This window comes from Paucimonas lemoignei (genome assembly GCF_004342585.1).
Classification (GTDB): Bacteria; Pseudomonadota; Gammaproteobacteria; order Burkholderiales; family Burkholderiaceae_D; genus Paucimonas; species Paucimonas lemoignei.
Genome location: NZ_SLZQ01000005.1, coordinates 168,736 through 182,381, shown reverse-complemented (window position 1 = coordinate 182,381; position 13,646 = coordinate 168,736). Strand labels below are relative to the sequence as shown.

The 13,646-nt window shown below is 57.3% G+C and carries 15 protein-coding genes and 1 other RNA gene; 6 read left to right on the top strand and 10 right to left on the bottom strand.

Annotated elements, in window-relative coordinates:
- Positions 1-29 precede the first annotated feature (29 nt).
- On the bottom strand, positions 30-353 hold the full coding sequence (locus EDC30_RS09915; protein WP_132258666.1) for a hypothetical protein: 324 nt from the start codon (positions 351-353) through the stop codon (positions 30-32).
- A gap of 269 nt (positions 354-622) precedes the next feature.
- Complete coding sequence (locus EDC30_RS09910; RefSeq protein WP_132258665.1) at positions 623-3,217, bottom strand: penicillin-binding protein 1A; 2,595 nt, start codon at positions 3,215-3,217, stop codon at positions 623-625.
- A 244-nt stretch (positions 3,218-3,461) separates the two neighbouring features.
- Here EDC30_RS09910 and EDC30_RS09905 point away from each other — a divergent pair, with 244 nt between their 5' ends.
- On the top strand, positions 3,462-3,707 hold the full coding sequence (locus EDC30_RS09905; protein WP_132258664.1) for a hypothetical protein: 246 nt from the start codon (positions 3,462-3,464) through the stop codon (positions 3,705-3,707).
- Positions 3,708-3,860: 153 nt separating this feature from the next.
- Here EDC30_RS09905 and EDC30_RS09900 read toward each other — a convergent pair whose 3' ends face one another.
- From EDC30_RS09900 to EDC30_RS09870, 7 genes are all read right to left on the bottom strand, one after another.
- Positions 3,861-4,169, bottom strand: coding sequence for a hypothetical protein (locus EDC30_RS09900; protein ID WP_132258663.1), 309 nt, complete (start codon positions 4,167-4,169; stop codon positions 3,861-3,863).
- A gap of 394 nt (positions 4,170-4,563) precedes the next feature.
- Positions 4,564-5,385 (bottom strand): alpha/beta hydrolase family protein, encoded by an 822-nt coding sequence (locus EDC30_RS09895; RefSeq protein WP_132258662.1) that lies wholly within the window; start codon positions 5,383-5,385, stop codon positions 4,564-4,566.
- Positions 5,378-6,526, bottom strand: coding sequence for a DUF3182 family protein (locus EDC30_RS09890; protein ID WP_132258661.1), 1,149 nt, complete (start codon positions 6,524-6,526; stop codon positions 5,378-5,380). Before EDC30_RS09890 ends, EDC30_RS09895 begins: the two co-directional genes overlap by 8 nt.
- Before the next feature lie 27 nt (positions 6,527-6,553).
- Positions 6,554-6,934, bottom strand: coding sequence for a hypothetical protein (locus EDC30_RS09885; RefSeq protein WP_243656716.1), 381 nt, complete (start codon positions 6,932-6,934; stop codon positions 6,554-6,556).
- Between the two features lie 3 nt (positions 6,935-6,937).
- On the bottom strand, positions 6,938-7,201 hold the full coding sequence (locus EDC30_RS09880; protein ID WP_132258660.1) for a hypothetical protein: 264 nt from the start codon (positions 7,199-7,201) through the stop codon (positions 6,938-6,940).
- Positions 7,202-7,413: 212 nt separating this feature from the next.
- A complete protein-coding gene (locus EDC30_RS09875; RefSeq protein ID WP_132258659.1) occupies positions 7,414-7,725 on the bottom strand; it encodes a hypothetical protein in 312 nt (103 codons plus the stop codon).
- Between the two features lie 162 nt (positions 7,726-7,887).
- Positions 7,888-8,760 carry a DUF4184 family protein gene (locus EDC30_RS09870; RefSeq protein ID WP_132258658.1) on the bottom strand — a complete coding sequence of 291 codons (873 nt, stop codon included), beginning with the start codon at positions 8,758-8,760 and terminating at the stop codon, positions 7,888-7,890.
- A 230-nt stretch (positions 8,761-8,990) separates the two neighbouring features.
- Here EDC30_RS09870 and minC point away from each other — a divergent pair, with 230 nt between their 5' ends.
- The 3 genes from minC to minE all read left to right on the top strand — a co-directional run bounded on the left by minC (position 8,991) and on the right by minE (position 10,896).
- Positions 8,991-9,749, top strand: a complete 759-nt coding sequence (minC, locus tag EDC30_RS09865; RefSeq protein ID WP_132258657.1) for a septum site-determining protein MinC — start codon at positions 8,991-8,993, stop codon at positions 9,747-9,749.
- Positions 9,750-9,815: 66 nt separating this feature from the next.
- On the top strand, positions 9,816-10,631 hold the full coding sequence (minD, locus tag EDC30_RS09860; RefSeq protein WP_132258656.1) for a septum site-determining protein MinD: 816 nt from the start codon (positions 9,816-9,818) through the stop codon (positions 10,629-10,631).
- Position 10,632: 1 nt separating this feature from the next.
- A complete protein-coding gene (minE, locus tag EDC30_RS09855) occupies positions 10,633-10,896 on the top strand; it encodes a cell division topological specificity factor MinE (RefSeq protein ID WP_132258655.1) in 264 nt (87 codons plus the stop codon).
- A 42-nt stretch (positions 10,897-10,938) separates the two neighbouring features.
- Here minE and cls read toward each other — a convergent pair whose 3' ends face one another.
- Entirely contained in the window at positions 10,939-12,234 is a 1,296-nt protein-coding gene (cls, locus tag EDC30_RS09850) for a cardiolipin synthase (RefSeq protein ID WP_132258654.1), read from the bottom strand.
- Between the two features lie 164 nt (positions 12,235-12,398).
- Here cls and rnpB point away from each other — a divergent pair.
- An RNA gene (rnpB, locus tag EDC30_RS09845) (RNase P RNA component class A) lies at positions 12,399-12,754 on the top strand.
- 463 nt (positions 12,755-13,217) lie between these two features.
- A complete protein-coding gene (gene mraZ / locus EDC30_RS09840; RefSeq protein ID WP_132258653.1) occupies positions 13,218-13,646 on the top strand; it encodes a division/cell wall cluster transcriptional repressor MraZ in 429 nt (142 codons plus the stop codon).

Below are 13,646 nucleotides of genomic sequence, written 5' to 3'. Positions count from 1 at the left end.
CGGAGAGGCGCTGATCGAGAGTGGAAGAGTCAGGGAGTCAGCGCGCTGCTGTGGCGGCGGGTCCATTGACGAACCTTGGTGATGCCGATCGCCAGTACGGCGCTTGCGGCGGCAATCAGCGCCACCACGCCGGTCAGCATGGCAACCATGATAAGGGTGAGGGCGGCGAAAAGGCCTGCTCCTATCAGCTTCCAGCGCCACCAGCGTCCCATCATTGCCTGCAATAGCGGCTTCATTCCCGCTGCGCCTTGCGCACGGCTTTGTGCCTGATCGTGCGAACTCCATTCGGATTTCGACCAGTGCGATTGCCGCATCGGCTCATCGACGAGTTCCCAATCTGTTTTTTCCTGCATGCTGTACTCCTTGACTAATGTGCCACTATGCCAGTCAGCACCAGGAAGCTCCCGATATCAGCATCGCGATACGGGCTCCTGCGGTCCATGTCGGACCAGATGTTCTGGCCAGCCAGGCGAACCATTATGATACAGATCGAAGGAAATATTAAAACCTGAAATACTGGATGAGTTAATTCGAAAAAACGGAATTGATAGACTACCAATCTCCAGGTTGGCGTGAATCTGGCATTTGCGCCTTGTAATAGGCGCCATGCCGTCAGAAACAATCATTGGTTCGTGACCGTGCCGGAGGTCGTTTCGGTATCCCGAGTGTGTGCCTTGTCCTCCGCCTGTCCCCGGGGAAGCGGTTCTGCGCGGTTGCCGCCTTGTGCCGCGATTTCACGCTGAAGGTCATTTAGCGCCTTCATCGGCATTTCAACGGCTTTTTCAATGCGGCGCTGTTCCCGCTCGACCGTTTGCGCAACGTCGTGCGCCTGCCTGATGATGCGCTCGACTTCATCCAGCGGCGTGTCTTTGCTCGGTTCTTCTTCCGGATCGGCAGGCGCGCTCGGCGCTGGCGCCGGCCTTTTCCGGCCCAGCAGTTCATCGATGTGCCGCAGCAGCGGGCCGAACATGCCGTCATCCGGCTGCGGGAACTGCGCCCGCACATCGATCAAACGGCTGCTGGCGGCATGGCGGAAAAAATCTCCGACTACCAGCAGGGCATTGTGCCCGCCCTGGCCCCAGTAATCGCTGCGCATCGTGACCCTGGCATCGTTGAAGCCGACCCAGGTGCCGGTCACCAAACGGGGATGCATGAGGATGAACCAGCCATCGGTATTGTTTTGCGTGGTGCCGGTTTTGCCTGCGACATCGGCAACGACGCCAAAGCGCGAGATCAGGCCGCGGCCTGTGCCTTGTCTGACGGCGCCGCGCAACATGTCGATCAATTCTTCCGCCGTTTCGCGCGACATGGCGCGTGACGGCTTGCTGGTGAAGCTTGCCAGCAAGCGTCCCTGTTTATCTTCGATACTTGCGACAAACACAGGAGCGCGATATTCACCGCTGGCGGCGATAGTGCCATAGGCCGATACCATTTCCAGCAACGTGACCGGACTTACGCCCAGCGCCAGGGCGGGAAGCGATTCCAGTTCACTTTGCCTGATGCCCATCTTGCGCGCCAGGGCAATCGTCTTGCGCGGGCCGATTTCCTGCATGACTTGGGCGGTGATGGTGTTTTTCGAGTACATCAGCCCCTGGCGAATGCTCATCATGCGTCCGCTCGGGCCTGACATGTCGGTCGGGCGCCACACCGTGCCATCCTTCATGGCAATCTCGACTTCCTTGTCGGCGAAGCGCTGGTCTTTTGCCATGCCATTCTCGAGCGCGGCACCGTAGACGATCGGCTTGAAGGTCGAGCCCGGTTGGCGGCGCGCCTGCGCCACGTGGTCGAACTGATCGGCTTCGTAGTCACGGCTGCCGACCCAGGCGCGGATTTCGCCGCTGGACGGGTCCAGCGCGACAAGACCGGCCTGCAGCCGGGTTTTCTCGGCGCGCAGCTTGTCCATGAAAGCGCCATCTTTTTTGAGCCGGGTGAGCGCTTCATCTGCCGTCATGCCGGCATTGACTACGCGGCGATAGGCAATCGATTCGCGAACGAAGGCATCGGTGATGGCACCCTTGCTGTTCCAGAAATGACTGAAGGGCTTTACGCGCCGCTGCATGCCCACGTAGGCATACGGACTGGAAGAAATGAGACGATCGGAAGGCAATGCCCACTCGACATCGGCCACAGCCTGCAAGGCATTCAGCTGGCGCTGCACGGCCTGGTTTGCAGCGGCCTGCAGGCGCGAATCGATGGTGGTGCGGACTACCAGACCGTCGGCGTAAATGTTGTAGTCATTGCGGTCGGCCCAATCGATGAGCCATTTGCGTGCGTATTCGGCGAAGTGAGGGGCAATGCCCTGTGGCGCTTCCTGGCGCTCGAAATCCAGGCGCAGCGGGCGATTCTTGAGCTTATCGAATTCCGCCTGGCCGAGCACGCCGCGTTTGAGCATTTGCGACAGCACGACATTGCGCCGGTGCTGCGCCCGTTCCGGATTCAGCACCGGGTTATAGTAACTGGTCCCTTTCAGCATGCCGATCAGCGTGGCGCTTTCCAGCACGTTCAGTTTGGCCGCTGGCTTGTCGAAATAGGTACGCGCTCCCATCTCGATGCCAAAGGCGTTATACAAAAAAGGCATGGTATTCAGATACGTCACCAGGATTTCATCCTTGGTGTAGGTGAGCTCGATCTTGAGGGCGGTGATCAATTCCTTGATCTTGCGATTGATCGAGCGTTCGCGGCCGATTTCTTCCGGATACAGGTTGCGGGCGAGTTGTTGCGTAAGCGTGGAGCCGCCCTGCGGATTGCCGCGCAAGGTGTGCACGATACTGGAGGCGGTGCGCTTGAAATCGAGGCCATGGTGCTCATAGAAGCGGTGGTCTTCGGTGGCGATCAGCGCCTTGACGACGTAAGGGGAAATTTCATTCAGTTCGACCCACTCGCGGTTATTGCGCTTGAATGTGGCCAGTTCCTTGCCGTCGGCTGACAGCAGCACGGCCGGCTGGTCGATTTTGGCCTTGCGCAGGTCGGATATGCCCGGCGTGAAGGGAATGAGCAGTAATGCATACGCAAGCAGCAGTCCAAGCATGGCGCCGCCAAGCGCGGCCAATCCTTTGCACAGCGCCCCGATCCTGGCTCGCTTGCTCAGCGCGGGGTCGACGACTCTCTTGAAGCACGTCGCGATATAAAGGCAGAATTGCCTGGCCCAGGCAGTGCGCTTGCGCCAATCCTGGCGCTGCAGCCAGTCGCCCAGCTTGCGAATCACTTTCAAATTCATATTTCGTACTGAATTCCGTCGGCATCACGCGCCAGGGCAGGGAAGGCCGTCAGCGCCGCCAACATCGTGAAACGAAGCTGGCATGGACCCGCATTGTAGCGCTATGCCCTTGCTTTGTAGCAGGCATGCGACAGTTAAGTCAGGATTTGCAGGGAGTTGGTGAAAATGCCGCCGGTTTTTCAATACTGATATTTCTTTCCTCGCTCACTTACCTAGAATGAAAAAACAATTACAGGGAGGAACAATGGAAAAAGAAGATGCGATCGTGCTGATGCGTCAGCTCAGCGACCGGCTCGACCATGCCTGGTCACTGGAAGATCTGGTATCGCCGTTCGCCGAATTCATGGCCCATATGCAGTCCAAGGTATCGGAAGAGGAGTTTGCATTTCTCGGCACGGTCGGTGCGATGCTTTACCAGCGGGGTTCGAGCCAGTACGATGCATCGGTGGAAGCCGAGCGCCTGCTACGCAAGCTGCAGTCCGGTTCGTGAATTTACTGACAACAGGCCGGTTTTATTTGCAGGCCTGTCCGAGCGTGAACCTTGATGGGCGCGTTTTAGCTTTCACCAATGGAAAAAGCCTGTTGATATCAACAGGCTTGATGCCTTCGATCCGTCGCATGCATACACATGCGACGGATTAAATTACTCGCCGCTGGTGTCTTGCGGGTGTTTGGGCTTGAACTGTTCCGGGCTGATGCGGAATTTCTCGCGGCGGTCGCCCATGAGGTGGCGCAGTTCCTTGATGCTCAAGTCACTGACTTCATGCATGCGAATCAAAAGCGATGCGCCTACCGGCAAACGGCGATGACGAATCTTGCTGATGACTGGCGGCGCCACTTCGAGCGCGCGCGATAGCGCGGCGTCGTTTTTCAATCCCAGTTTCTCGATCAGAGAGTCCAGCAGGTTGTTGGGATCATACTCGGGCCGATTTAACAGTGGGTTGCTGTCCATAATCATCCTTGTAATTAATTTAATAATTAATTTTATTACAAATTAAAGTAAAAAACACAATATTGTTGTTAGGTAATATTGTACTGCGGAATCTATTGCAATGCAGAATGACTGTGTAACTGAACTGTAATATTATTCGGTCGCAGTTAAAAAAATCCAAATCTGGAGAAGCTGGGAGACAAGCAGAGCGCAGTGAGAATATTCTCGCTGCGCTTTGTACTAATTAAAACTCATTAAACCACTCCTGTTATTTTTAAATCGAATAACAGTTATGTGGGAAATAAAGCAGACTTGAGGGAACTGGTCATTTATAGTTTCACTTGTCTCCTCCAAGTCTCTATGAATTGGATTTAGCCCGCACCTCAAGGTGGCGGGCTTTTTTTTGTCCTGCTTTTTACCCTTCGCCTTCAGGCTGTTCCCGCTCGCCTTCGCGTGCTTTCTTCCTTGTCTTGTCTTGTTCACGCTTGGAGGGCATGTCGCTCACCGCGCTAATGACCATTTCCTGCATCCAGTCGACCAGCAGCGATGTGTAGGCGCGCTGGCTGGCATCGTCGGTCAGGCCATGGTCGGCTTCCTCCAGCATGCGGTAAGTCAGCGAGCGGGCCTGTTTCGCGGCTTCACGATAGCTGACAATGACAGGATGGGGAATGACCTGATCATGCTCTGATTCGACCAGCAGGATGTCTCCTTCGAATGCGGCGCAGGCGCGCAGCGCGCGGTTATCGTCCGCCGGCAGGATGCGCTGACGGTAGGCATGCAGATCCTGCCCCTTGTGCAATTGACGTTTGGGCTTGTCCCAGTCGCGGTCCATGTACAGGGCCGGCGCGCGCAGTGCGAGCCACTTGGCCGGACGCAGCGCGGTGAGAATGGTGGCGAGGTAGCCACCATAGCTACTGCCCACCAACGCGATGGATGTCGGGTCGACTTGCTCGTGCGAGACCAGTTCGTCATAGGCGGCGAGCACATCGCGCAGGTTGTCTTCTCTCGAAACGGTCTCCTGCTGGGGGCTGGTGCCGGCATGTCCGCGCAAGTCCAGCGTCATGCAGACACAGCCGAGCCTGGCGATCTTGCGCGCGCGGGCAAGGTATTGCTGCTGGCTGCCGCCCCAGCCATGCACGAAGAGCACGCCGGGGAGCCTGGTGGTCGGCGTCACCAGCGTGCCGGCAATCGTGCCGCCATCGACGGGGATGGATATGGGATGGTCGTGGCTAGGCATAGGCTTCGATTCTTGCGTATTTGACGATCGGGCCGGTCACCGGGTCGACTTGCTGGCAATAGACCATGGCGTCATCCGGCAGCACGGGATTAGCCTGGTACAGTTCGGTGGTCGAGGTGCGCACGACATCGAGCCCCGGCGTCGCCTGGAACGCTTCAAGGGCGGCGATTTCCGCGCCGCTGGCGCCGCCGATCCGCCACGATTGCTCCAGGACGCCGGAATGCCATTGCCGCTGGTCGTCGTAGCCTTGCGCTACATCGTAATTGCAGCGTGACGCAAACATGCCCGGAAAAGCTGTCAATGCTGCGGCATGATAGGTGCGCGCCTGGGCGACGGCGGTGCGCGTGCCGGCGTTCAGGTCCAGCTCCAACAGCGCGTCAAAGCCGCCGCGCACCACGGTCAGGTGAGATCCTCCATAGACTTCATTGCCTCGATGGTCGCGCGTGGTTGTCTGCATGCCGCAATAGGTGGCGAGCAGGGTGCCGACCTGCACTTGCCCGATGCTGTGGGTGGTCGCCTGGGTCAGGTTACGTTCGAAGACCACGCCGCTTTGCGCCCATTCTTCCTCATCCACGCTCCGCAACGCGCTTTCCAGTGAGGCCTGGTCGCGGATTACCAGCTGGTCGCATCCGCCCCTGCCGCCGGCTTTTTTCATGCGCACGGCGCCGTGGTTAAGCAGGTCGGTGGCGGCGCGCATGGCATCATCCCGCGAAAAAACGGAATATCCTGGCAAGACCACGTCCGCAATGCGTTTGCCCAATTCATGGGACCAGCCTGCAGGCGCCGGCGCATCGGCTGCGACAAGCGGATGAGTGATTACCTTGGTGGCGACAAACGGGTGTGGCACGACCCCGCCGAAGAGATGTGCATTGCCATGGATGCCGAGCGCATGCGCCTGTTCCAGGCTTTCCAGGGTGTCGACCGGGACAAAGTAGGGAGAGGCGGCATAATGTCGCGCCGGGTCGAATTCGCCGCCGAATTCATAGGACAGCAAGGTTGCCAGCTTGCGCGCCAGGGCGAGTTGGCTGGCGTACTCGTGGCGTGACGGATCGGCGCGTTGCTGGCAAGAGTACAGCAGCAGAATGCCCCCATCCGCAGATTCTTTCCTGGTGTTCGGTGCTAGTGAAGCATGTGGTATCACGAGGGGATCCTTTGCAGAGGATGCGAATTATCGATGGGGGCGGCGCGAGCGGATGACGTGAGCCGGGCGGCATCGCGCGCGCCGGTCGCCAAGCAGCTGGCGCAATTCATGAACACTGAGACCGCTGACTTCCTGCATCCATAACAGCATGGATGCGCCGATCGGCATGGTGCCGTGGCGGATCGCCTGAATGACATTGCCGGTTACATGCAGGCGACGTGATAGGGCATTGTCGTTGTTGAGCTTGAGATGGTGGAGCAAGGCATCGAGTAAACGGGCCGGGCTGTAATGAAGAGGTGAAGGCTGCTTTCCTAAAGTCATTGCTTTATCGTTCCATTCAGACTGATGCAAATGCTCATTGAGCATCCCTGTTGCCTGAAGTTCCACCTCGTCACATTGATATTCCATCGCTTATCCAGCCTGCATGCCTTTCCACCAGTTACGTACCTTGACTGCCACGGTATCCGCCCAACCGGACATGTCATCCACCAGCGACTCCGTCTCGTCGACGTTCTGACGAAAACGGCTGCGGTCTTTCGTATGCTCCTGGCCGCAGCTTGCGCAGATCAGCTTGGCATCCGAGTAAAGGCGGGCGAAGGTTTCTTTGTGCCGGGCACCGCAGTGCTCGCAGCAGGTGTCGATCAGGATCCCGGCCTTGAAGTAGCGTGGCGACATGCGCTTATCTCCGTGACGAACTGATTGAAAAAATCTACAAAATTTCCCGGTTTTGCTTACCGTATTGCATCCAGCTTTTTGCAAACGCTTTGTAATTGATGCGGCATTTGTTTCAGCATGATTGTCTTCGCTGCGGTGTGCCACCGACTTGAGCAAGGCTGCGACATCGGGTGCGGCCTTATCGCTGCGAGCGCCAGCGGAACAGTCCGGAATCAATTGGTCGGCAAGATGTTTACATGCGGTAGGCGACGTACGCATTCCAGTTCATTGCCTTCCGGGTCCTTTTCAGCGAGCGCATGCACCCAGCCCAGGACTTCATCGGCGCTGACGACGCCGCTGATCAGGCTGGTGCGCAGTCGCTGGTATGCCTCGAGAATCAAGGGGTCCGCCTCGATATCCTCACTCTCCTGCGCAGAGAGCGCAATCAGGCTTTCGATATTGGCTAATTCGTTGACCAGGATTTCCCGCAATGCGCTTACGCCGGAGACGGCATCATCTGTATGCCGGACACGCATTTTTTCCATGTGTTTGCCTCTTTTATATGCTCGCTTTTGATGAATCGCCACTTTTCCGTGGGTGCCCATGAAAGCTAGCAAAGCATATGCCTGTAAAAGAGAAGGAAGATTCGCGGTATTGATCACCTGAAAGTAAAGGAGGGCGTTTCCCGGTTTGCCGGCGCAATTGCCTTATTTGCTGACTAAGGTAGAAGGCTTTTGGCCGTGCGCTTTCGCAGATGGAAAAGGAAAGCCGGAGGGATGGCTGGACGAGGATGGCTCCTGCGGCTTGCGCACGATGCCATGCCAGATCATGCTATACAGGATGACCAATATGCCGAAGCTCGAGATCGCCGTTACCACCGCTTCACGCACCAGGTCATTCAGTATGACCGGCACATAGGAGACGAGCCAGCTGTGAGCGGCACGGCCACAGCCGATCAATGGCGGGGCGAGCAGCAAGATGCCGATGACGGCGCAGCGTTGGCGCCAGGTTAGCAGGGAAGGCGGCGATTGCGCCGGCAAAGGGGCGCGCCGCAACCCGCGCAGGCACCAGTATCCCACCAGTAGGGTGCCGATGAGCGAGCTGGCATGCTGCAGTAATTTATAAAGGTAGACATGGTATCCCCCCACTGAAAACAGGTGCCTGCTCAGCACGGGCAGCGCCGACGTCGTGACGACGGTGTAGTGCGTGAAGGCATCCCAGGCAAGATGCGTCAGCGTTCCCAGTAAAAGAGAACAGACGATCGCGCTGCCGGAGACTGGCGGCAGGCTTGGCCCATGAAGAACCGGGGAGAGGCGTGCGCCGATGGACGTGGGCAGCAGGCTGCACAATGGTTTTTTCAGGAGTAGATGGAAAACCAAGAATATCGCCATGCCCACCGGCAAACTGAACCAGAACATGCCGGCGAAGCTATGGCTATCGGCGCGCTCGACATCAAATGGCAGAAAGTTTTGAAAGTCTGGAGCCATGCTGCCGATTACCAGTGCCGACAGGACTGCCCGGTGCTTTAAGATTCGTTGCAAGGGAATCGCGGCAGCAGGGTGGGCAAAGGTAAATGGCATAAATCGGCGGGCAATTCAGTATTAGTGGCTGATTGGCATGCCAGATTGGCATGAGAAAGCGTCATTATCTTCTAAAAGCCCTGCTTGCTGGAACGACGGAAGAAATGCGGCAGGACAGGAGTTTCTTGCTCAATTGGGAAACTTGTCCCTATACTTGCGAGCCGCATCTGTATTGCTTTTAATCAGTTTTTTGAGATGCGGCAGTTTCCCGCATTCTGAATACCGTTTTCATGTCAAAAATTCAATCCCGCAAGCCTATCGAGATCAAGATTTCCACTGTCGTGGCTGTCTCGGTCATCCTGCACGAAGTTGAACTGTCTTTGCTGAACCAGGCGATGCAGGAAATGACAGGCGGCGCGCCTGACTACTTCGACGATGAATTTGCCGTTATCGACGTCGGCACCGTCGAACTGGAAGGCAAGCGCGTGGACTGGCCTGCGCTGGTGAGCTTGCTGAAGTCATTCCGTCTTAATCCTGTGGCCGTGCGCAATGCGCCGCCGGAAATGGCGCCGGATATCATCGCCGCCGGCTTGAGCCTGGATGTCGGGGCGCCCCCGGCTGCGCGTGCTGCCGAGGAATCCGCAGCGCCGGCACCGCAACCTGTCGTGCAAACCGCGCCTGCGCCTGAGCCGATTCCGGCCCCGGCCGCTGCGCAGACCCTGATCATCGACACTCCAGTGCGCGCCGGGCAGCGTGTGTATGCGCGCGGCGCCGACCTGGTGGTCACCGCCATCGTCAATGCCGGCGCCGAGCTGATCGCCGACGGCAGCATCCATGTCTATGCGCCATTGCGCGGTCGCGCCCTGGCTGGAGCCTCCGGCAATACGTCGGCGCGCATCTTTGCGCTGAGCATGGAAGCCGAACTGGTATCGATCGCCGGCATTTACAGTACGTTCGAGAATGGATTCGATCCCAAGGTCTTTCACCATCCGGCCCAGGTGAAGCTGGTTGGCGACAAAATCGAGCTGGTCCCGGTCAATCCGCATTGAAACAACATTAAAACCCATTAAAATTCCCGTTTTTTTAGATTGCCTTATTTCGACAAGGAGCATTTCGTGGCAAAGATCATCGTGGTGACATCGGGTAAAGGAGGCGTCGGCAAGACGACTTCGAGCGCCAGCTTCTCTTCCGGCCTGGCTCTGCGCGGCCACAAGACTGCCGTGCTCGACTTCGATGTCGGCTTGCGCAACCTCGATCTGATCATGGGCTGCGAGCGCCGCGTCGTGTATGACCTGGTCAATGTCATCAATAACGAAGCTACGCTGAATCAGGCGCTGATCAAGGATAAGCATTGCGACAACCTGTTCGTGCTGCCGGCTTCGCAGACGCGCGACAAGGATGCCCTGACAGAAGACGGCGTCGAGCGCGTGCTGAACGATCTGATCGGCATGGGCTTTGAATACATCGTCTGCGATTCTCCCGCTGGTATCGAGCGCGGCGCGGTGATGGCGCTGACCTTCGCCGACGAAGCCATCGTCGTCACCAATCCGGAAGTGTCGTCGGTGCGCGATTCCGACCGCATCCTGGGCATCATCCAGGCCAAGTCGCGCCGTGCCCAGAGCGGCGGCGAGCCGGTCAAGGAGCATCTCCTGATTACCCGCTACGTGCCTAAGCGTGTCGAGGCGGGCGAAATGCTGTCGTACACCGACGTGCAGGAAATCCTGCGCATTCCGCTGCTGGGCATCATCCCGGAGTCGGAATCGGTGCTGCATGCTTCCAACCAGGGCAATCCGGCAATCCATATCGCCGGTAGCGATGTGGCGCAAGCCTACCAGGATGTGGTCTCGCGTTTCCTGGGCGAGGATGTGCCCCTGCGCTTTACCGATTACGAAAAGCCGGGCTTGTTAAAGCGTATTTTTGGAGGCAAGTGACATGTCTCTCCTTTCCTTCCTCTTCAACAAGCAACCGAAATCGGCAGTCGCCGCCAAGGAGCGCCTGCAGATCATCATCGCCCACGAGCGCAACGACCGTAACGGACCGGATTTCCTGCCGGCACTGCGGCAGGAACTGATCGCGGTGATTTCCAAGTACACCAAGGTCAGCCAGGAAGACATCAAGATCTCGCTGGACCGCCAGGGCAACCTGGAAGTGCTGGATGTGAACGTGATCTTGCCGGATGCGGTAACCGCAAAATAAGCCTAGTCAACCGGGCGGCGTGAATAATGCCGCCCGGCGCTTTTACAACAGCGGACTGGCCAGCGCCAGCGTGTGTTCGACAATCTTTTCCCATAGCGGCCGCGATTGCCATTGCTCCAGCGTGATGCGGCGTGACTGCTGTAAATCCTTTTCAAAAATGGCCTGCTGCTTGCTGGCGAAAACCTCGTCATAGACATTCAGGTTGGCTTCGTCGTTCAGCCTGAACGAGCGGTCGTCAAAATTGGTCGAGCCGACCGAGACCAGCAAGCCATCCACGATCATGACCTTGCAGTGGAACATGGTCGGCTGATATTCATAGATTTCCACTCCCGCCTTGAGCAGTTCGCCCCATCGTCCGCGGGAGGCGCGGCGCACGGTTTCCGTGTCGATGTGCTTGCCGGGCACGATGATTTTCACCTTGACGCCGCGCTTTACCGCGCCGAGCAGCGCGCGTATCACCAGGTCGTTCGGCACGAAATAGGAATTCGACAGGTGGATCGACTTCGTCGAGGCCGTGATCGCCAGCAGGTACATCAATTCCATGCTCTCGCTTCCGCCAGAAGGCGAGCTGGAAAATACCTGCGCCGGACTTGTGCCGGCAGGCTCCAGCGCAGGAAAATAGTCGGTGCCATGCAAGACCTTGCCGGTGGTTTGCATCCAGTTGTCCATCGCTACAGCCTGCATTTGCGACACGACCGGGCCTTCGACGCGGAAGTGCGAATCGCGCCAATGCTCCGGATCCTGCCCATTTCCCTTCCATTTGTCGGCAATGCCTACTCCGCCGGTGAAGCCGACGCGGCCGTCGACAATCAGCAGCTTGCGGTGGGTGCGATTATTGAGGCGGCTGATGTGGTACCAGCGCAGTGGCCGGTATTTCAGGATTTCTACGCCTGCTTCGCGCATGGCGTCGATTTGCTCATCATCCATCTTGCTGCTGCCGACCCAGTCCAGCAGGACATGCACCCGAACGCCTGCACGGGCGCGTTCGGCCAGGGCGTCGGCAAATTCCCGGCCGATATCGCCCGACCAATAGATATAGGTTTCGAACATGATGCTTTGCTTGGCCGAGCGGATTGCCTGCAGCATGGCCGGGAAAATCTGGTCGCCATTGAGCAGCGCTTCGATACGGTTGCCGCGCGCGATAGTCGGACCCATCATGACCCCCATGATCCGCAGGAACTGCTCATCATGGATGGAATGCAGATGCGGAATATCGCGCTGCACCTTCTTTTCACCCAGGGTGAAGTTAATCACGACGAGTAAGGCAAGCAGGATGCCGACGGCGGCGGCGATGATGACGGCGATTTTGTTTGTGGCGGAAGGCGTTTTCCCCGGCATGATGATGAGTGGAGTAGATGTGATTCCACACTAAACCACGCCAACTCATATGGCGTTGGCATCTGTCAATCCTTGCAATCAGGAAGAGAAAATCAAGCCCGCAGTCGTGCTCTTGCATAAATCCTTGCAGCGTCTCTCCCGATGGCAAGGTACAATGCCCGCCTGAAGCAAGCCAGACAGCCGCTGGTCAGCGATATTCATATCGCTGGCGGGAGGAAGGTCCGGACTCCACAGAGCAGGGTGACGGTTAACGGCCGTCCGCTGAAAGCCTGCCCGGCGCAAGCCGGAAGGGTATAAGGCGAGGAATAGGGCCACAGAGACGAGCGTATTAAGTTACGGTGAAACGCGGTAACCTCCACTCGGAGCAATTCCAAATAGGCACGCATTGATGTTGCTCGCGGAGCGTGCGGGTAGGAAGCTTGAGCCGTGGAGTAATTCACGGCCTAGAGGAATGGCTGTCATAGCCGGCAGGGCAACTTGTCGGCCGTAACAGAATCCGGCCTATCGGCTTGCTTCACTTTTCACATCTCATTCTATTTCCGCTTAGATTCATTTCTTCTGGGAACCTGCTTCTCGCCCCCCCAGTCTCATCCCCACAATCGTTCGCGCCTGCCGTGGTCGTGCAAGGCTTGCAAATTCGCGGGTTCGGCATTTATTTCCGCTTGGAACTTCTGGCTAAAACGCTGTTGCAGTTAGAAACACATGTGTTTAGCTAAGACCCTACTTTCATACTTTTCGGTAAGTACTTCATTTTGTTGAAAAAACCCTTGCTATGGTGCATCAAGGAAGTGCGCTAAGTGTTTGACTTCAAAGAAAAAAATATCAATTTGGTCGCTGAATATTACTTGACCGCAAAAAGCTCCTCCTCTAAAGTGGGTGGAAGTGTCAAAAAGTGTATTTTTGTGGGATAAATTTAGCCGAACGAGCATCCCCAAAAAGATCAGGCAACCATGCCTAACCACTAAAGAGTGAGGATATTTGCAGTGTTTCAGGGTGCGTCAGCGTTAAATCTCGATGCGAAGGGACGGATGTCGATTCCGGCCCGGCATCGTGACGCCCTGACGGTGCAGTGCGAAGGCCGCATTACCCTGACCAAGCATCCGCATGGTTGCCTCCTGCTGTTTCCGCGCCCGGTGTGGGAACAGCATCGCGAACAAATCGCTGCCTGGCCGATGTCGGCGCGCGCCTGGCAGCGCATCTTTTTGGGCAATGCCTCGGACGTGGAAATGGATTCCGCCGGGCGCATTCTGATCGCCCCCGAATTGCGCAGTGCAGTGGGCCTGACGCGTGACGTCATGCTGCTGGGTATGGGCAGTCATTTTGAAATCTGGGATGCGGCCAAGTTGGCCGAGAGCGAAGCGCAAGCAGTCGCCAATGGCATGCCGGACGTGTTGAACGATTTTTCCTTCTAG